The 20,527-nt window shown below is 48.3% G+C and carries 16 protein-coding genes; 11 read left to right on the top strand and 5 right to left on the bottom strand.

Annotation, left to right across the window (positions count from 1 at the left end):
- The first annotated feature begins 21 nt into the window (after positions 1-21).
- Positions 22-1,179: an iron-containing alcohol dehydrogenase gene (locus ACQY69_RS11685; RefSeq protein WP_428260694.1), complete on the top strand. Its 1,158-nt coding sequence runs from the start codon at positions 22-24 to the stop codon at positions 1,177-1,179.
- Between the two features lie 147 nt (positions 1,180-1,326).
- Here the strand turns inward: ACQY69_RS11685 and ACQY69_RS11690 are convergent, their stop codons facing one another.
- Positions 1,327-3,168 carry a tetratricopeptide repeat protein gene (locus ACQY69_RS11690; protein WP_428260695.1) on the bottom strand — a complete coding sequence of 614 codons (1,842 nt, stop codon included), beginning with the start codon at positions 3,166-3,168 and terminating at the stop codon, positions 1,327-1,329.
- 71 nt (positions 3,169-3,239) lie between these two features.
- On the opposite strand from ACQY69_RS11690, the gene ACQY69_RS11695 reads away from it, so the two are divergent.
- The 5 genes from ACQY69_RS11695 (at position 3,240) to nifJ (ending at position 11,586) form a co-directional block, all read left to right on the top strand.
- Positions 3,240-3,563: a hypothetical protein gene (locus tag ACQY69_RS11695; RefSeq protein ID WP_428260696.1), complete on the top strand. Its 324-nt coding sequence runs from the start codon at positions 3,240-3,242 to the stop codon at positions 3,561-3,563.
- Between the two features lie 64 nt (positions 3,564-3,627).
- A complete protein-coding gene (locus tag ACQY69_RS11700) occupies positions 3,628-5,022 on the top strand; it encodes a sigma-54 interaction domain-containing protein (protein ID WP_428260697.1) in 1,395 nt (464 codons plus the stop codon).
- A 186-nt stretch (positions 5,023-5,208) separates the two neighbouring features.
- Entirely contained in the window at positions 5,209-6,330 is a 1,122-nt protein-coding gene (locus tag ACQY69_RS11705; RefSeq protein WP_428260698.1) for an alanine dehydrogenase, read from the top strand.
- Positions 6,331-6,460: 130 nt separating this feature from the next.
- A complete protein-coding gene (locus ACQY69_RS11710) occupies positions 6,461-7,579 on the top strand; it encodes a YkvI family membrane protein (protein ID WP_428260699.1) in 1,119 nt (372 codons plus the stop codon).
- A gap of 464 nt (positions 7,580-8,043) precedes the next feature.
- The gene (nifJ, locus tag ACQY69_RS11715; protein WP_428260700.1) at positions 8,044-11,586 is read left to right on the top strand and encodes a pyruvate:ferredoxin (flavodoxin) oxidoreductase; all 3,543 of its coding nucleotides are present in this window, start codon (positions 8,044-8,046) and stop codon (positions 11,584-11,586) included.
- Positions 11,587-12,107: 521 nt separating this feature from the next.
- Here nifJ and hypF read toward each other — a convergent pair.
- Genes hypF through hypA form a run of 3 tightly spaced genes read right to left on the bottom strand, consistent with a single transcriptional unit; the run spans position 12,108 to position 15,499 of the window.
- On the bottom strand, positions 12,108-14,504 hold the full coding sequence (gene hypF, locus ACQY69_RS11720) for a carbamoyltransferase HypF (protein ID WP_428260701.1): 2,397 nt from the start codon (positions 14,502-14,504) through the stop codon (positions 12,108-12,110).
- Positions 14,462-15,130, bottom strand: a complete 669-nt coding sequence (gene hypB / locus ACQY69_RS11725; RefSeq protein ID WP_428260702.1) for a hydrogenase nickel incorporation protein HypB — start codon at positions 15,128-15,130, stop codon at positions 14,462-14,464. The genes hypF and hypB overlap by 43 nt, the downstream gene beginning before the upstream one ends.
- A 27-nt stretch (positions 15,131-15,157) precedes the next feature.
- Entirely contained in the window at positions 15,158-15,499 is a 342-nt protein-coding gene (hypA, locus tag ACQY69_RS11730) for a hydrogenase maturation nickel metallochaperone HypA (protein WP_428260703.1), read from the bottom strand.
- A gap of 231 nt (positions 15,500-15,730) precedes the next feature.
- On the opposite strand from hypA, the gene ACQY69_RS11735 reads away from it, so the two are divergent.
- From ACQY69_RS11735 to ACQY69_RS11750, 4 genes are read left to right on the top strand one after another with little or no spacing between them, the layout of a single operon-like run.
- Positions 15,731-15,946, top strand: coding sequence for a HypC/HybG/HupF family hydrogenase formation chaperone (locus ACQY69_RS11735; RefSeq protein WP_428260704.1), 216 nt, complete (start codon positions 15,731-15,733; stop codon positions 15,944-15,946).
- 4 nt (positions 15,947-15,950) lie between these two features.
- Positions 15,951-16,997: a hydrogenase formation protein HypD gene (gene hypD / locus ACQY69_RS11740; protein ID WP_428260705.1), complete on the top strand. Its 1,047-nt coding sequence runs from the start codon at positions 15,951-15,953 to the stop codon at positions 16,995-16,997.
- 10 nt (positions 16,998-17,007) lie between these two features.
- A complete protein-coding gene (gene hypE, locus ACQY69_RS11745; protein ID WP_428260706.1) occupies positions 17,008-17,988 on the top strand; it encodes a hydrogenase expression/formation protein HypE in 981 nt (326 codons plus the stop codon).
- Between the two features lie 22 nt (positions 17,989-18,010).
- Positions 18,011-18,880: an MBL fold metallo-hydrolase gene (locus ACQY69_RS11750; RefSeq protein WP_428260707.1), complete on the top strand. Its 870-nt coding sequence runs from the start codon at positions 18,011-18,013 to the stop codon at positions 18,878-18,880.
- On the opposite strand, the gene deoC is transcribed toward ACQY69_RS11750, so the two are convergent.
- Complete coding sequence (deoC, locus tag ACQY69_RS11755; RefSeq protein WP_428260708.1) at positions 18,858-19,532, bottom strand: deoxyribose-phosphate aldolase; 675 nt, start codon at positions 19,530-19,532, stop codon at positions 18,858-18,860. The two genes, ACQY69_RS11750 and deoC, sit on opposite strands and share 23 nt — an antisense overlap.
- 128 nt (positions 19,533-19,660) lie before the next feature.
- Between deoC and metF the strand changes: the two genes are divergently transcribed.
- A complete protein-coding gene (gene metF / locus ACQY69_RS11760; RefSeq protein WP_428260709.1) occupies positions 19,661-20,527 on the top strand; it encodes a methylenetetrahydrofolate reductase [NAD(P)H] in 867 nt (288 codons plus the stop codon).

The raw sequence follows: 20,527 nt of genomic DNA on the forward strand, positions 1-20,527 counted from the left end.
AGATGATCAGGAGGTGCTTTGATGATTAGTAATTTTGAATTTTTCCTGCCGACGCAGATAAGGTTTGGAAGAGGCGTAGTGAAAGAGATTGGTGAGGAAATAAAGAGCAGAGGGTTTAAAAAGCCGATGCTGGTCACCGACGAAGGAATCGTGAAGATTGGAATGGCAGATCAGATAAAGGGGCATATCGAAGAGGCGGGATTTCAGTGTACGCTGTTTGATGGTATAGTGCCTAATCCGAGAGACTACGACTGCGACAAGGGGGCAAAGATCGCCGAAGAAGCAGGCGCTGACGTGCTGATAGCCCTTGGTGGGGGAAGTGCCATGGATACAGCGAAGGCGATGGCTACCGTCATGACCAATGGCAAGACGGCGAGGGAATGGATAGATGTGGAACTGGATGTGCAGAGCGCGCCTGTGATCTGCATACCTACGACGTGCGGAACGGGCAGCGAAGTTACTTTCAATGCCGTTATAAACAATACGGAAACACATCTGAAGGGAAATATATTCGATCCCAAGTGTGCGCCGGTGCTGGCGCTGGTAGATCCGGACATGATAGACGGGCTTCCGGGTTCGCTGATTTCCTCCACCGGCATAGACGCGCTGACCCATGCCGTCGAAGCTTACGTATCTACTGTAGCCACGCCTGTAACGGATGCGATCTCCATATACGCCGTGAAGCTGATAGGCGACAATATCATCAAAGCGGCAAACGACAGAGATAAGGATGCGATGGAAGAGGTAATGCTGGCATCCATGCTGGCAGGAATCGCTTTCGGCAACGCGGATACTGCTGCAGTGCATTGCATTGCCGAGTGTTTCGGAGGATTCTACGACATTCCTCACGGTGTCACCAATGCTATATTCCTGGCGGATGTGAGTGAATACAGCATTTCGGGAAATCCAGGGAAGTATGCTGACGTGGCTAAGGCTCTCGGCGTGGACGATTCAGGGAAAACAGATGAGGAAGTGGCGATGGAAGGCATTGCAGTCATAAAGGGGTTGTGCAGGGAGCTGGGGATACCTAAACTCAGTTCCTTCGAAGCTATCGACCCGAAGGATTTCCAGTACCTCGCTCAGGCGTCGTCAGAACACGTCTGCAATCCATCGAATCCTGTGGAATTCACGAAAGAACAGTATATGGAGATATTCGACAGAGTGTATAACGCTGATTGAGTGCGATAGAATATATATTGAAAAAGCATACAATAGTTATCCATAAAAAGCGCCTGTGGGCCGTGGCTGTAGCAGTTGTCACGGTTTCCGCAAGCGCTTTGCTGTTGGTCATGTCGTGCGTTTGACGGCGCATGCTTTCAGTTGGTATCAGTTCTTGAAAGTGACGGAGTCGCTTCCCATTTCTTCATTGGTACTCCTGTCGTACAATCTGAATGTGAGTTTCCCTTCTTTTCCGAACAGAGGGATCGGATATTGGAATCTGGCTGTTATGTTGGAGCCGGCTTCCCATGTGGAGTCCAGGTCGTATATCTGAGTATCGCCGTTGGGCCAGGTCACCTCGTAGTAGAGGAGTATCTGCTCCGACGGTTCGCCGCCACTGAGGGAAACGTGGAAATATACGGTGTCACGGCGGCTTACGGTGCTGACATCGGTAGACGCGTCATCCGCTGATGTATTGGCGACGATATTTACATGCCATGCGTAATAGTTATCGTATATTTCTTGTATGCCGGGATACTTTATGGCCATCAGGTCGGACATATACTCTTCTACCTGTGCGGTCCTGTCGCTCTGGTAGGTTTTCACATAGGTGAATTTAGTAAGATTGATCTTATCTTGTATCTCCTCATTGTCTTTGAGATCAGCTGCTACATAGTAGGTGCTGAGAGCCTGATCGTATTCGCCGGCGTTGAAATATTGATCTCCGATGCCGCAGTAGCATTGCCATATCTTGTCATGCAGGGACTCGTCGTCTTTCAGCTCGATGGCCGTGTTGTACGTATCGATGGCTGCGTTGAAATCTCCGGCCTCAAAGTACTGGTCTCCCAGACTGCAGTAGCACTGCCATATCCTGTCCTCGGAATCCTTGTAGTCGCCAAGTGCCTCGAACTTCTCGATGGCCTTCTCATATTTGCCGTCAGCCTGCAGTTGCAGTGCGTCTTGATACTGCATGGCAGGGGCTGCCATATAACGGTATATGGCGACGCCTGCAAGTCCGATGAGAAGGAGACAGGCGACTATGGCGATGATTATCTTTATCCTGAAATTCCTGTTTCTGCGTTTGGTCTCAGGGGAGACAGGAACAGAGAGGGGAACAGGTGGCTTTGCTGACGTTTGCTTGTCACCGGAATCAGAGGTGGCATCTGTGTTCTCTGAAGCCTTTGGCTGCCCTGTCGCGATGGCGTTTTTCGAAGCCTCAGTACTGCTCTTGCTGCTTTTAGATGACGTATTGACTGTATTACCTTCTGTTTCGGATGAAATATTCTCATCGGGGCTGCCATCGGCTTCCTCGGAGGCCGGGGTATCTGTCTCGCTGGATACGGACATGTCAGAAGATGGATCCATAGTGGCCGCTTCCTGTTGAGAACTGTCATCGATTTCTATGGGAACGACTTTCAGCTGACCGTCTTCAGATTCTTCAAGTTTTCGTCTTCGGTTTTCTCTGTCGGTATGCTGCTGTTCTTCCTTATCGATTTTCTCCTTTGCGGATTTATTAAGTTTTTTGCTGAGCTTTCCCTGGGCTCCGGCTGGTTTATGGAGTATGAACAGAGATCTCAGAAGATCACGTTCAAGACCGCAGCTTTTGCAAAAATCACCTTTATTTATATGGCCGCAGCTGCATGACCAGTAATCTCCGAATTCTTCGAACCAGTATTTTGGTTTGGTAGGAGCTGAGGCGAATTGTTCGATGATATCATCGTATATATCGTCATCAGGAGTGAGTGGGCGCGGCTCATAGACTTGTGTGATCGCTTCACCGGATGACTGTTTCTGCTTGTCTGAAAGTGTTTTCAGATTCACAGCTTCACGGGTTTCCTTATTCTTCGTCGTCTTCACATCCTCAGATTCAGCTGATGCGTTCGACGGAGCCGTTGAGTCTGGAGATCCTGCGGATTTTTCCGCGACATCAGCCCCGGAAAAGTCCTCATTTGTTATGAGAGTCTTTGTATCGAATTCTTTTTCGTGTTTCCATGCTTTGATTTTTTTCAACGTGGTGTACTCCCTGATCTATCGTAAATAATGAAATATTCGTTTTTTGATTCTTTGCGGCAACGCCGCTGATGATTACAGCGGACATTATAAAATGCGAGCATGTCGAAGCATTTTTCAATGAACGCATCTTTGCGGCAACGCCGCTGATGATTACAGCGGACATTATAAAATGCGAGCATGTTGAAGCATTTTTCAATGAACGCATCTTTGCGGCAACGCCGCTGATGATTACAGCGGACATTATAAAATGCGAGCATGTCGAAGCATTTTTCAATGAACGCATCTTTGCGGCAACGCCGCTGATGATTACAGCGTTCATTATACCAGCAAATCACCATTATAACAAGCATACGTGGCAGCCAGGACCTGGTATACAGTATAAAATTTTTTAAATAATAAAAAATTTTCTCATTATGGTATAATAACGGAATACAGAACATGGAAAGGAGGCTGTCTGTGAAAGAATTCAATCATGAAAATATCCAGGGGCTGCTGAACTGCATAAGAGATGGAGTGTTCATAACGGATGGTGACGGGAATATAATCCTGATGAATGAAGCGTCGGAAGAACTGAGTGAATTCAGCGGAGAACAGCTTCTGGGGAAAAATGTAAACGATTTGATAAAAAAGGGATATTTCAGCGAGAACGGAGCTGTTTCGCTGAAATGCATAGAGACAGGGCTGGAAGAGAGCATGATACAGAAAGGCCGGGATGACGGGCAGGAAATAACAGTAACAGGCGTTCCGCTCATAGAGCACGGAAAGGTCAAGTTTGTGGTGGTAACGGAGCGGGATGTGTCGGAGATAAATCGTCTTGAGAAGGAGCTTAGAAAGAATCAGCAGTTGGTTAAGGAATACAGTCAGCAGCTGGAGCAGTATCGAAAAGACGCGCGAGGGGCACGTGGAAGCATAATATACGACAGCGAAGAGATGGAAAAGATCATTCAGCTGTCGGAAAGCGTAGCTAAAAAGGATATTACAGTGCTGATACAGGGTGAATCGGGTACAGGCAAAGAAGTCATAGCCAATCATATACATCAGTGCAGTGACAGGAAAGATAAGCCTTTTATAAGAGTAAACTGTGACGCCATACCGGAAAACCTTTTTGAATCCGAATTCTTTGGATACGAAAAAGGAGCTTTTACAGGAGCTTCAGATACAGGAAAGGTAGGACTGTTCGAACAGGCCAATGGAGGGACTATTTTCCTCGATGAGATAGGGATAATGCCGATGAGTCTTCAGGGAAAGATACTCAGAGTATTGCAAAACCGTGAGATAATGCGTGTAGGCGGCGGAGGATATATTCCGGTCGATGTCAGGATAATAGCGGCGACTAACGCCAACCTCAAGGATGCGGTAAGAGAGAAGACCTTCAGGATGGATCTTTATTACAGGCTCAATGTGGTGCCTATAAACATTCCTCCCCTCAGAAAGCGTAAAGAAGATATATTCCCTCTTGTCAGATATTTCGTAAAGAAATACAATGAGGAATTCGATTCTGATCTTAAAATCGCCAAAAGCGGATGGGATGTGCTGTACAAATATCAGTGGCCGGGTAATATCCGTGAGCTGCAGAACATAATCAAACGTCTTGTGATAATAGCCGACAGGGAAGAAGTAGATGCCAGACAGATAATGGAGCAGTTGGACAGTTTTGACATGGGTATCGCCGAAAGTACTTCGTCAGGTGATCTCAAGAGCTATGTAGAGGAATACGAAAAGAACATTATAATCACAAAAATGAAGGACTATAAGAGCAGCAGCAGGTTAGCCAGAGCTTTGGGAATAGATAAATCGACACTGAATCGTAAGATAAAGAAATATGGTATAGAGGCCGGATACGACGATTGATCCGATAAGCGGTGTAAATTCGCGTTTACGATGCAAATTTGCGCCGCTTATTTTTGTTGGGCAATTTTCAGAAAAACATTAAAATATTGAAATTTCAACGTTTTTCATATCTTCTGTCAAATGGCACGCTGCTTGCAATAATAAAAGATAACAGAATAAGTCAAATGCTGAACAGGAGGTAGGAAAATGATCATAGGTACACCAACAGAAGTTAAAACTAATGAAACGAGAGTTGCGATGACACCTAATTGGGCCAGAAGACTTACGGCTGCGGGACATGAAGTATGGGTGCAGAAGGACGCTGGTAAGAACAGCGGATTTTCAAATGAAGATTACGAAGCAGCAGGCGTGAAGATAGCTGATACAGCCAAAGAAATCTTCGATAAGGCTGAATTTATAACAAAGGTGAAGGAACTCCAGCCACAGGAATTCGATCTCATAAGGGAAGGCCAGATGATCATGACATGGTTTCATCTGGCCGAGGATTACGATAAGCCAATGGCGCAAGCGCTGGTAGATCGTAAGAGCATAGGCCTTTCCATGGAACTTATTGTTCTTGACGACGGTTCGAGGCCTACTATGAAGCCGATGAGCGATATAGCGGGAAGCTTGGCGATGCTGGAATCGGTAAAATACTGTCAGACAATGAATGGTGGTACGGGGCTGTTGTTGAGAAGAGTATATGGTCTGCCTGTACCGAAAGTAGTGGTATTGGGTGGAGGCTCGGCCGGATTCAATGCAGCGCAGGTGGCTGCTGGCCTCGGGCTGGATGTGACTATAATCGAGGCGTCCTGGAACAGGATAGATTATCTGAAGGCGGCAATACCTGAAGCGAACGTAGTATTATTCGAAGAACACAACCTGGAGAAACTGCTGACAGAGTGTGATCTGTTTATCAACTGCATATATCCGTCACCGGAACCGGGCAAGAGAGAGCCATTGGTGAAACGGGAAACGGTAAAGAAAATGAAGAACTGTTCGCTGATAATGGATATAGCAGGGGCGGAAATAGTGGAGACGTCACATTACACAACTCTCGGCGACCCTACTTTCACAGAAGAGGGGATACTCCACTACTGCGTACCAAACATGCCGTCGCTGTGTCCTAAGACGGCGACAGAAGCGCTGCTGATGATAACGGGCCCTTACATCATGAACATAGCCAACAAGGGTCTGAAACAGGCGGCTATGGACGATGCGGCTCTGAGAAGGTGCATCAGCACGGTCAACGGTCAGATAGTCCACCCGGAAATCGGGATCAATCAGGAAATGCCATATGTAGAGTTTGACTTTTCGATGTTGGATTAAGCGATAGTCATTCATTTCATCTCTCATATAGCAGGCGGTCTGTTAAAGTCGCAGGCCGCCCGTATGTTTAATGAAATCCGCGAAATAGAAAGAGAAATACTTCGTATGGAAAAGGGAAAGGAAAAATGTTATGTTAAAGATCGGAAAAAACGAAGTACGTATCAGTATGGTAATAAAGCTTGCGGGAGCTTTCTGCGCGTTCCTCATAGGCGCAGGGTTTGCCACCGGCCAGGAGGTCATGCAGTATTTTACAAATTACGGTATAGCAAAAGCGGTAGGCGTGCTGGTGATAAATGGTATATTGGGTGCCTGGACATCGGCCGCCGTCATGAATCTGGGCAATGAGAGCAGGGATGTGCAGGGCCTGGAATGCTATAAGAATCTCTGCGGTAAATATGTTGGAACTGTCTTGTCATGGTTCGTGCCAATCTTTATGTTCCTCACTTTAATGCAGATGATGGCTGGATTTGGAGCTACGTTTAATCAGGTGTTCGGAGGACCAGAGTGGGTAGGATCACTTATATTAGCAGTGCTAGTGACCGCTATCGTGCTGATGGGTCTGGCTAGCGTTATAGACACCATTGGATTCATTGGACCTGCTATCATAGTAATTACTATGGTTATGGCCATAAGTGTTCTAGTTAAGCATGGTGTCGACTTTGATAATTGGAATAATTATATAACGACTCACGATGTTCTCCTGGCATCAAGCTCATGGATAATGGCAGGTATTCTTTATGCCTTGTGGAATATAGTTATGTGCCTTCCATTCATGTCCGCAATAGGTTCAAAAGCAAAAAACAAGACAGAAGTCATCGTAGGAGTCATATTTGGAAATGTACTGTTCAGCCTGGGCGCGCTTTTCCTGGTATTGGCGGAAGGTTCCAGGATAGATATTATAGATAAGCTGTCGGTGCCGGCACTGGCCATGGCTCAGGCGATTTCACCGATACTGGGATGGGCCTATGCCATAGTTCTGGCTCTTGCTATTTTCACCACTGCTGTTCCGCTGATGTGGTCTGTAGCCGCTAGAATCACGAAAGAAAAGACGAAGAAGTTTGCTATAGTTTGCTTTATAATCGCTATATTGGGCTTCTTTGGCTCATATATCCCGTTTGAGATACTTGTTAATATCATAACGCCTGCCGTGGGATATGTAGGTTTGATAGGATGGGTTTTTATAATATGGCGAGATATAAAGATAATAAGGAAAAAGATAATGGACAAGAGGCTTCCGGCACATGAATAAAAGACAGCGGGACAGGTCGTATTACTATCAGTTCTGACATCCATAACGATACCTTATCGCGAGGATGTATGAAAAGGACATTATAGAAAGCTGGCGGGGAAGAAACTCTTCTCCGCCTTTTCGATTTTACGATCCGATGACAGATCGTGATGACAGGTATAACAGAAGAGAAGTGTATTTTGTGAAAGATCACAATTATAATTGACAAAGAGATGGTTTTATGGTACAACTGTATACAGTATACAGGGGAATACACGGGTCAATAAATTCAGCTGCAGCGGTTAGAAGTTTTTTCATGTATTTTGTATAATTATTAGTACACAGTTGACGGAGATAAACTGTTGCGATAAAATGAATGATAGTGTGCGGTATTAGAACCAATTTCAAATTGTATGGTATTACGGCTGAAACTATAAAGGCTGAATCAATAGTCGTACAATATACGCTATAAAATGGAGGGAAATATGGCAAAGAAAATAATGAAGACAATGGACGGTAATACGGCTGCGGCTCACGTATCCTATGCCTTTACCGACGTGGCGTCGATATATCCGATAACACCGTCCTCGACTATGGCTGAAGTTGTAGATGAATGGGCTGCTTATGGAAGGAAGAACATATTCGGACAGACTGTAAAAGTAGCTGAAATGCAGTCAGAGGCTGGCGCAGCGGGCGCTGTTCACGGTTCTTTGGCGGCAGGTGCGCTTTCTACTACTTATACGGCATCTCAGGGACTGCTTCTGATGATACCTAACATGTATAAGATAGCGGGCGAACTTCTGCCGGGAGTGTTCCACGTAGCGGCCAGAAGCGTATCGACTCATGCTCTCTGTATATTCGGAGATCACTCTGACGTTATGGCATGCAGGCAGACGGGATTTGCCATGCTGGCATCCGGGTCTGTTCAGGAGGTAATGGATCTGGGCGGAATAGCTCACCTTTCCGCAATCAAGGGAAGAGTTCCGTTCCTTCATTTCTTCGACGGATTCAGGACATCTCACGAAGTACAGAAAATAGAAGTTTTCAGCTATGAGGATTACAAGAAACTGATAGATTGGGACGCTGTCCAGAAGTTCAGAGACAATGCTCTCAATCCTGAGCATCCTGTCATCAGAGGTACGGCTCAGAATCCTGATATCTTCTTCCAGGGCAGGGAAGCGTCCAACAAGTTCTACGAAGCTATCCCTGAGATCGTAGTGGACTACATGAACAAGGTAAGTGAGCTTACGGGAAGAAGCTACAAGCCGTTTGACTATGTAGGAGCTCCTGATGCGGAGAGAATAATAGTAGCGATGGGATCTGTATGTGAGACTATCGAAGAAACAATAAATCATATGAACGCCAAGGGCGAAAAAGTCGGCCTCATAAAGGTAAGACTTTACAGACCTTTCGTGAAGGAGTACTTCATGAACGTGCTGCCTGGATCGGTAAAGAAGATCGCTGTCCTGGACAGGACCAAGGAGCCTGGTTCATTGGGCGAACCGCTCTACCAGGACGTGAAGACACTTCTCTTCGACGAAGACGATGCGCCTAAAGTTTATGGAGGACGTTATGGTCTTGGCTCCAACGACACTAACCCTGGAATGATAGAAGCCGTTTACGCTAATCTGGCTAAGGAAAAGCCTCTCAATCATTTCACAGTAGGTATCGAAGATGATGTTACAAATCTTTCGCTGCCGTATGTACCGGGTATCGCTATGGAACCGGAAGGCACGATCAAGTGCAAATTCTGGGGTCTGGGTTCCGATGGTACGGTAGGAGCTAACAAGACGGCTATAAAGATCATAGGCGATGAAACGGATATGTACGCTCAGGGATATTTTGCTTACGACTCGAAGAAGTCCGGCGGTGTTACGATATCCCACTTGAGATTTGGTGAAAAGCCGATACAGTCCACATATCTGATAAATCAGGCCGATTTCGTAGCGTGTCATAACCAGGCGTATATAAGACAGTACGATATGCTGAAGGATCTGAGGGACGGAGGAACGTTCCTGCTGAACTCCCTGTGGTCGGATGCCGAGCTGGAGGAGCATCTCCCTGCTAAGGTAAAGAGAGACCTCGCTGCTAAGAAGGCCAGCTTCTACGTCATCGACGCAGGAAAGATAGCAGAGGAAATAGGACTGGGAAGCAGGATCAACATGATCATGCAGGCTGCCTTCTTCAAACTGACAAACGTAATTCCTATCGACGATGCGGTTAAGTATCTCAAGGAAGGTATAGAAAAATCATACGGCAAGAAAGGTCAGAACATCGTGGATATGAACTGCGCTGCCGTTGACCAGGGCATCACCGCTATCAGGAAGGTAGAAGTGCCTGCATCGTGGGCCGACGCCAAGGACCCTGAAGGAAAGACTGTGGAGTTGCCTGAGTTCATAGAGCAGATACTGATACCGATGAACAAGCAGGAGGGAGACAGCCTGCCGGTAAGCGCCTTTGATGGTATCGAAGACGGAACATTCCCATCCGGTACGGCAGCTTACGAGAAGCGCGGTGTCGCGGCTCACCTGCCTGAGTGGGTACCTGAAAACTGCATACAGTGCAACCAGTGCTCCTTCGTATGTCCGCATGCGGCTATCAGACCTATGCTCCTGGATGAGAAGGAGAAGGCTGCTGCGCCTGCCGGATTCGAGACGGTACAGGCCAGAGGGAAGGGCATGGAAGGCCTCCAGTACAGGATGCAGGTATCGGCTCTCGACTGTCTGGGCTGCGGAAACTGCGCGGATATCTGTCCGGCCAAGGAGAAGGCTCTCGTGATGAAGCCGTTCGCCGAAGTGGAAAAGGAAAGCGTAAACTGGGATTACGGTATCAAGCTTCCTAGAAAGGAAGACCGCGTTAACGTTCAGACCGTAAAGGGAAGCCAGTTCGCCAAGCCATATATCGAGTTCTCGGGTGCATGCTCGGGATGCGGAGAAACTCCGTATATCAAGCTGGTAACTCAGCTCTTTGGAGACAGGATGATGATCGCCAACGCTACAGGCTGCTCCTCCATCTGGGGTGCATCGGCACCGTCAATGCCTTACTGCAAGGATGAGAACGGCAGAGGACCTGCATGGGCCAACTCGCTGTTCGAGGATAACGCCGAGTACGGTTACGGTATGGTCGTAGCGAATAAGCAGATCAGAAACAAGCTGGAAGACCTGATGAAGGAGCTTCTGGAAATGGATGTGGATGCTGAGCTGAAGACGGCGATGACAGAGTGGATAGAAAACAAGGATAACGGCAATGTGACAAGGGAAAAGAGCGATAACGTCATTGCTGCTATCGAGAACATGAAGAGTGGAAACGCTGAAGCCAAGGAGATCTGCGGCCAGATAATGGAGAAGAAGGATTACCTGGTCAAGAAGTCCATCTGGGCTCTCGGCGGAGACGGCTGGGCTTATGATATCGGATACGGCGGTCTCGACCATGTACTGGCATCCGGTGAAAACATCAATATCCTGGTATTTGATACTGAAGTTTACTCCAACACAGGCGGTCAGGCTTCCAAGGCGACTCCGGAGGCTGCTGTCGCAAAATTTGCTGCATCCGGTAAGAGAGTAAAGAAGAAGGATCTGGGATTGATGGCTATGTCCTACGGTTATGTATACGTCGCTCAGGTAGGTATGGGTGCGGATAAGAATCAGCTGATGAAGGCTATCATCGAGGCCGAAAATTACGACGGACCATCCATCATAATCGCATACGCTCCTTGTATCAACCACGGACTCAAAAAGGGCATGGGCAAGGCTCAGGAGAACATCAAGGATGCTGTCGAGGCCGGTTACTGGCACCTCTACAGATACAATCCTGAGCTCAAGGAGGAAGGCAAGAATCCGTTCACGCTCGACTCCAAGGAGCCTACGGCAAGCTTCAGAGATTTCATCATGGATCAGGTGAGATATTCGTCCCTTGCCAAAGAATTCCCGGATATAGCTGAGAAGCTCTTCGAGATGACTGAGGAAAACGCCAAGGCCAGATATCACACATATAAAGAGCTTTCGGACAGAGATACGGCGTTGCTGTAAACACGCATATCGATCAATAATAAAGGACGCTTCACAATTAAGTGAGGCGTTCTTTTGATATGTATGCTTTTGACATGCTTCGTTTTAGTGTCCTGATGCTTTAACAGTGAAAGCTCACGCTAAACACGGATGTTTGCCGAGTATCTTGATATTTACAGGAATCCGGCAGCGAGCACATGAAAAGTTGCCGGAACCTGCGAAAAGAATGGTGATTCGGCAAGCAAAACCGTATTTTGTAACATAAATGCCTTTTCACTAAAAATATATTCGCAAATTCGTGCCGCAAAATTGGATAATATAAAAAACCCGGCAAGCGTGCGCCGGTTTTCATTTTATATCGTAAAATGCGGCAAGGAACTGTGTCGGACGTGCCGGATCTTTAGATAGATTCAGGGATCCGGCAAGAACTTGCGTCAGGTGTGCCGAATTTTGAGCTTACGGATAAGATCTGGCAGAAGAGAAAAAGAGAAGGGATATCAAGGTTTATATTTGTCTATTCTCTGCGCTTCTGTTACGGAAAATCAACCTGCATATTCTCCTCCTCGATGAGCTGCCACATAAGCCTGGCCCAGCGCGATGCCGCCGTCATTAGGGCTGACGGAGATGTTGTAATAAGGAGTGAAGCCATTAGCCCTCAGCTTTTCCAGTACATCCTCCATCAGTATCTTGTTCTGGAAGGTCCCGCCGGTGAGAGCCACCTGGGAGACCTTGTGCTCTGCACGGGCTGCAAGGCATTGCTGCAGTATCATGTCGGATATCCTCTCATGAAACGACAGAGCCAGATCAGAGGCGATATCTTCCCCCGGGTGCTTGCGGGCAAATGCGGCAGCGTCCTCCAGCATGATGGCGCATTGTCCTTCGTAATCGTTGTAGTCCTTTATACCAAGAAGAGCGGCCACTCCGTCGAAAAGCCTTCCCATGCTGGAGCTGTGTACAGTATTGATACCTGCCGAAAGGGCGGACATGACGATGCGGTGATCGTCAGCAGCCAGAAGGCGCTCTCTGCCGTAGTCGATGATATCGGAGATATCGACGGCGATCCGGCGAGGAAGGTCGTGGCCGGAAAATCCGTCGTCATCGTAAGGCCGTATGGAAAGATATCCGTTGTCGAAGGCATAGATATAGCTGAGAGCAGAGCGGCGGGCATCCTTAACGGAAGAATCGCCGCCTATCATGTTCACATATTTCAGGTGTGCGATGCGCTGGCAGTCGCCGCCTTCGCATATGAAGAATTCGCCTCCCCATATGGAACCGTCGGTGCCGTAGCCGGTGCCGTCGAAGCTGACTCCGATGACTTTGCCCTTTATATCGTTTTCAGCCATGACAGACGCTACATGGGCGTGATGGTGCTGGACCTTTACCAGGGGAAGATCGCGCTCGGCAGCGTACCTTTCGGCGAATCCGGTGGTGTAGTAAAGAGGGTGCATGTCGCAGACGACGATATCGGGGGTTATCCTGAAGAGGTCCTGGAGACGGCCTACGTTTTCTTCATATAGCGTCTGATTTTCCACCGTGTCCATATCGCCGAAAAACTGACTCATGTAGGTGAAGGACCCCTTTGTCAAGGCAAAGGAGTTCTTTAGCTGGCTGCCTGCGGCAAAGATTGAAAGGGGAAGGGCTTCGTCCACTCTGGACTTATGGCTTCGTTCGGAAGTTTTGCAGGCGTCGGTTTCATCGATGCTGATATAGAGGGGTACCGGCGCGTAACCTTTGGAACGCCTTATCATCTGCGGCTGATCGTCGATGACGCGGACCACCGAGTCATCGACCCGTATCCGTATGCTTCGGGTATTGTATATCATGCCGTCGATGAGGGGCTCGTGCTCCATCATTTCCATCATCTCCGCTTCGTCCTTTATCATCGGCATGTCGGAAAGGTTGGCACTGGTAAATATCAGGGGACTTATGCGGTCCAGCAGCATATACTGGGCGGCAAAGGACGGCAGGAAGCTGCCGATGAAGCGGCTTCTGTTTATTTCATCGCAGTCCGTATCTCGATGCTCAAGCAGTATGATAGGACGAGCGGATGATTCCAATAACTGTTTTTCGGTATTGTTCACGTAACAGTGACGCTCTATCTGCTCTACGCTCCTGAACATCACCGCGAAGGGTTTGGATTCGCGTTTCTTTATTTCCCGCAGCGTTGTTGTCGCGGTCACGTTGAAGGGATCTGCCACCAGATTATAACCGCCTACACCCTTGAAGGCGATGACGCCGCCGCTTTTCAGCACTTTTGCCGCGTGATCCAGTATCTCGCAGTCCCCGTTTAATTGTAGCCCACTGTCTGCTCGAAGGCTTTTATCTGTCAGGAAGCTTCGGCGTGGAGACGCAGCCGGATTTTCCTGCCAGAGCAACTGCGGCCCGCAGTTGTGGCATGAGATAGTCTGGGCATGGTATCTGCGGTCATTGATATCTGTATATTGATTTTCGCAGAAATCACACATGGGAAAATCCACCATGGATGTGTTGTGCCTGTCATAAGGTATCTTGTCTATGATGGTGTATCTGGGGCCGCATTTCATGCAGCTTATGAAAGGATGCTGATACCGCGGGTCGCCTTCAGAGTAAAGCTCGTCGAAGCAGTCGGGGCAGATCGCCAGATCAGCGGGGAGCATGGCCGTTTCATCGTCGCCTTCTGCGCTGGTGACGATGGTGAAAGAGTCGAAGTCACGAAAAGAAACCGGCTCGCGCCTGATGTGGACTATTTCGGCAGGAGCCGGCTTGTCGGCTATGATGTGTTCTATAAATGATGATATGCGGGACGGTGTATCTGTGACAGTTATTTCCACCAGCCCTCCTATATTGAGGACCTGTCCCTTAATACCCAGGGCTTCGGCTGTCTTGGCCACGTAAGGCCTGAACCCTACACCCTGGACTATTCCCCAGAGTTTAATTTTTTCGCTCTGTCTTGCAGCCACTTAGCTACCTCCTCGTAACCCTCGCCGGTCTTGCCGGATACTTTGAATACGGGCGCTGTCTTGTTGAGAGCGCGTACGCCTTTCATGAAATATTCTTCATCAAAGTCCAGATACGGAGCCAGATCCACTTTGTTTATAAGTATGATATCAGCTTTCTCGAAAGCCAGTGGATATTTGTACGGTTTGTCGCTTCCTTCCGTGACGGTGGAGATGAGCATCATCACGTGCTCTCCGATGGTGAATTCGGCCGGGCATACCAGATTACCTATGTTTTCGATGAACAGTATTCCGGGCTCAGGGAAAGACATGTGCTCTGTCGCGTGCTCCACCAGGGGAGCATCAAGATGACACTCTCCATGAGTGTTTATCTGGTGAGTCTCGATGCCCAGAGAGTTGAGATCCTGCGTATCTATATCGGACTCGATGTCCCCCTCGATCACGTAAGGCTTGACATCGAGGTGTTTGACGATATTTTTAAGTGTTGTGGTCTTGCCTACGCCGGGTGCGCCCATTTCGTTGACCACGAGGACGCCGTGAGCCGTCATATGTTCGTTTATGTGCTCTGCTATGTGGTCGTTCTCATCAAGGACTCCCTCCATGACGTTTATCTTTCGTATATCGTGCATTTTAAATACCTCCGTTCCAAATATGGTTTATTCTATTTCGATGCTTTCGATGTAAAATTCCTTGCCTATGTCGGTAGGCTCTCCCTGGCCGCCGCACTTGGGACAGTCGAAGGTCATCGGTCTTTTTTCGAAAAGTTCACCGCACCGGGTACACCTGAGCTTAGGCTTTACGTGTTGTATTTCCACGACGGCTCCTTCACATATGGTGTCCTGAGAGATTATGTCGAAGTACATCTGGACCGATTCGCCCACATATCCGGAGTAATCGCCGATGACCAGGTTCACCTTTGTGACTCTGGAACCACCGGATTTCTTACAGTGCTCTCCGGCTATTTTTATTATCTGTTCCGTTATAGGATATTCATGCATAAAAACCTGCTTTCAAAATCAGTTGACTTACAGGTAATATTATAAAGCCTAAGGTGGGGAAGCTCAAATATTTTTTTAGGCGGTGGATAGGGTGTGTAAGAGATTTCGCCTTTTATATGATGAGCCCCACTCAACATGTTTACGAATCGCCCAAATAATTGTATAATAATAAGGATTCGGAGAATCGGATTCAGTTCCCGGCAAAGGCCGGGATCATTAGGGGGAAATGATATGTGTATAGCGATACCGGGAAAGGTACTTGAGCTTTCAGAGGGAAAGGCTAAAGTTGATTTTAATGGCAATACAGTAGATGTCAATACAGGTCTTGTCGAACCGCAGGTAGGTCAGTATGTGCTGGTCCACGCAGGATGCGCCATAGAGGTCATGGAGCATGATAAGGCCCAGGAGCTTATGGAGTTGTTTACCGAACTGGAGGAGCTGCAATAATACAATGGATGTAAAACAGATCATCGATTATCTGGCGGCGTATGACGGAAGACCTCTCAAGATCATGGAGGTATGCGGCACTCATACGGCTGCTATATTCAAAAATGGAATAAGGAGCCTGATATCCGATAAAATAAAGCTTATTTCGGGTCCGGGATGTCCTGTGTGCGTCACGCCGACAGCATACATCGACAGGTGTATAGAATACGCCTCACGGGAAAATCACACGTTGCTGACATTCGGCGATATGATGAAGGTACCGGGAAGCTCCGGCAGTCTGTCGGAGGCAAAGGGGAACGGCAGCGTCAATGTGGATATCATGTATTCTCCTTTTGAGGCGCTGGAAAAAGCCGCTGGAGATCCGGGCCGCACATATGTGGTGGCGGCAGTCGGTTTCGAGACAACAGTGCCGACTTATGCCATGATGGTACAGGAGGCGGCGCGAAGAGGGATAAGGAATGTGAAGCTGGTAACGGCGCTGAAGACTGTAATGGTAGCGCTGGAATGGATCTGCGAAAACCAGGAGGATGTGGACGGATTCATATGCCCGGGTCATGTCAGCGTCATAACGGGAAGCGATGTGTATAAGCCACTGGCAGAACGATATCACAGGCCTTTTGTAGTGACAGGGTTTGAAGCGGAGCATATACTGGCATCCATATACAGGATAGTCAGGCAGATAGAGACCGGCGGCGCCGCGGTGGAAAATCTCTATAGAAACGCGGTAAAGGATGAAGGCAACAGAAAAGCTGTCGCTATTATGGAAGAAGCTTTCGAGACAGGTCCTGCCATGTGGAGGGGGCTTGGCATAATAGAGAAGTCCGGGCTTTATCTGAGAGAGGAACTGGCCGGATACGACGGCGGAAGCAGAGACCTGTATCAGGATATGGAGCTTCCTTCCCAGTGCCGGTGTGGAGATGTGATCGTAGGGAGGATAAACCCTGATGAATGTCCGATGTTCGGACGGGGATGTGATCCGGTGAAACCTTTCGGCCCTTGTATGGTTTCGTCGGAGGGGGCTTGCGGCATATGGTACAGGAACGTTCATTGAGGAGACAGATATGAAGATAACAATGGCTCACGGGAGTGGGGGCAAATCATCAGCTCAGCTTATGAGCGATATATTCGGAAAGCATTTTAAAAACGAGATCCTGGATAAAATGGAGGACGCGGCCGTGCTGTCAGTAAACGGCAGGATCGCCTGCAGCACTGATTCTTTCGTAGTGACACCACTGGTGTTCAAGGGCGGAGATATAGGAAAGCTATGTGTCTGCGGAACAGTGAACGATCTGCTGATGATGGGTGCCATACCCAGGTATATCACCTGCGGATTCATCCTGGAGGAGGGGTTGGATACGGAGCTGCTGGACAGTATCGTAGGCTCCATGGCCAGGCAGGCACGGGAGGCCGGGGTCATGGTGGTGGCCGGAGATACAAAGGTCGTAGAAGGCAGCGGCGGACTTTATATAAACACGACAGGCATAGGAGAGATCCCTGATGGAAGGGATGTGAGCAGCGCCAATTGCCAGCCAGGCGATGTGGTGATATTATCGGGGAATCTGGGAGATCATCATGCCTGTATCCTAAGTGACAGGATGGCGATAGATAACGACATAGAGAGTGATTGTGCAGCGCTGAACGACGTAGTAGAGAGCTTGTTCCGATGCGGATCAGATGTGAGGGCCATGAGGGATGTGACTCGTGGAGGCCTTGGTACAGTCATAAATGAGATAGCTGACAGTTCCGGATGTATGATAGAGCTGGACGAGGACAGCATACCTGTCCATGCGGACGTGAAGGGTTTTGCCGATATCCTGGGGTTGGATCCGCTTTATATGGGTAACGAGGGCAAGATGATAGCGGTAGTGCCGGAAAAGGATGCCGAAAGAGCTCTGAAAGCAATGCGAAGCACACTCCATGGAAAGGACGCGGCTATAATAGGCAGAGTGAAGAAAGGCTCCGGAGCGTATATAAAGACACGCCTGGGGGCTACGCGGAGATTTGACGTCCTTTACGGTGAAGGGCTTCCGCGGATATGTTAGAACGGGGAGATAATTCGGAAGTATGGAACTGAGACAGGCAGGGGAAAGGACATATTATATAGAGCACAGCACCAACATAGGCGTGTATATGACGTCTCCCGGCAGAGTGTGCCTCATTGACACCGGGGCCAAAGGAGACGGCGAGAAGATAGACGAGATGATCAGCGGGCAGGGATGGTCGATAGACTACATCATCAACACTCACACCCATATCGATCATCTTGGTGGTAACGAGTATCTCATGAAGAAATATCATATACCGGCTTACTGTACGGAATACGATATGGCCTTCGCTCACTATTCCGATCTGGAAGCGGCGTATATGAACGGTGGATTTCCATGCAGGAAGCTGCGGACGATATTTTCCCATCCGGGGATGATAGGGTTTCGCTCCATAGAAAAAAACAGTCTGGAAGGGATAGAGTGGGTATATCTTCCGGGCCATACCTTCGGGATGATAGGAGTCAAGACATCCGATGATGTCTGGTTTCTGGCGGATTCCTATCTCAGCCGCAGATATCTGGAAAAGAGGAGCTTCGGATATCTCTACGATGTAGGCGGCTATCTGGATACGCTGGAGTTCATAAAGAACCTGGAAGGGCAGCTTTTCATACCGGCTCACGGGATAGCCGAGACAGATATATCGGAAGTTGCCGACCTGAACAGGGCTAATATAGAGAGGATAATAGAGTCAATAAAGAAAATATGCAGCGACGAAATATCGCTGGATGAGATATTGAAGAGGATGTACGAGACTATGGGAATGAGGACGACTGTTTCCCAGCACGCTCTCCTGTCCTCTACCACCAAATGCTATCTGACATATCTGCAGGACAGGGGCGAGCTGGAATGCGGATTCACGGACAATGTCATGACCTGGAGGACTGTGTGAGATGTTCTTCGATGATGTGGACGGAGGCGCTGCAGCCAAGCCTGTCAGCACCGGCCTCTATCATTTGCTTCGCATCTTCAAGAGTCTTTATACCGCCGGAAGCCTTTACCAGGGCGTCATATCCGACGGTTTTTTTCATGAGTGCCACATGGCGAGGCGTCGCGCCTCCTGTACTGAAGCCGGTAGATGTCTTGACAAAATCCGCACCTGCCTTCACGGCCAGCTGACAGCCCTTTACGATCTCCTCGTCGGTGAGCAGACATGTTTCGAGTATGACTTTCAGCAGACTGTCGTCCTCGTGACAGATGGCGGCCAGCGTCGCGAGCTCATCTTCTATGTACTCGTATCGGCTTTCTTTCAGAGCGCCGATATTTATCACTGCATCGATCTCACTGGCTCCGTTTTCCAGCGCGTCTGATATTTCCGCAGCCTTGGCCTCGGTTGACATGGCTCCCAATGGAAAACCGGCTACGGCGGCTGTCTTTACATCTGTGTCCTTCAAGGCAGCACAGGCTGCAGCCACATGACAGCCGTTTACACATACCGATGCGAAATCGTATTTAGCGGCTTCGCCGCATAACTTGAGTATGTCGCTCCGTGAAGCGTCAGGCTTCAGGAGCGTATGATCGAAATATTTGCTGAACTGTTTCATATCGTGTCTCCTTTGCTGAGGTACAGTATATCACAGTTTGGGAAAGATTGCATTGCGTCCTTTTTAGATGTATAATATACTGTTAAAAGATACCTTTTTTGATCACATGATGACAGGAAGTGAGAATTATGAAGATACCTGAATTGTTTCAGAATAAGAAACCTGTTTTTTCCATGGAGATATTCCCTCCAAAGAAGAAGGCCAATATCGATACCATATATGATACGGTCGAGAAACTGTCGGTGTGCAAGCCTGACTTCATCAGTGTCACATACGGCGCGGGCGGTAGCATGACTGATAATTACACCTGCGAGATAGCGTCGACTATAAAGAAGAGATTTGGCATAGAGACATTGGCGCACCTCACCTGTATAAATTCGTCCAGAGAAGACGTCAAGGAGATGATAGGCAGGTTTCAGGCGGCAGAGATAGAAAATGTGCTTACCCTCAGAGGAGACATCGTGCCTGACCAGGAAATAAAGAAGGATTTCCATCATGCTAATGAATTGGCTATCGAAGTACAGAGGAAGTGCAACGATGATATAGAGATACTGGGAGCTTGTTACCCGGAAGGCCATTACGAGAGCAAATCGCTGGACGAGGATATACAGAATCTCAAGTACAAGATAGGAGCCGGCGTCAAAGCGTTGATATCACAGCTGTTTTTTGACAACCAACTCTTCTATGAATTCATCGGTAAGGCCAGGATGCTGGGGATAAATGTGCCTGTATCGGCGGGGATAATGCCTATCGTCAACTCCAGGCAGATAGAGAGGACGGTGGCTCTCAGCGGAGCCAGCTTGCCTCACGATTTCACCAAGATGATAGGTTTTTATGAAAACAAGCCTGAGGAGCTGTTTGAAGCGGGCATAGAGTATGCGTCGAACCAGATAAGAGACCTGATAACCAATGGCGTGGACGGTATCCATGTCTACATCATGAACAACGCGGATGTGGCTATCAAAGTATACGATAATATAAAGGATCTGCTTTAA

The sequence above is a fragment of the Gallibacter sp. Marseille-QA0791 genome (genome assembly GCF_965119705.1).
Lineage (GTDB): Bacteria > Bacillota > Clostridia > Peptostreptococcales > Anaerovoracaceae > Lentihominibacter > Lentihominibacter excrementipullorum.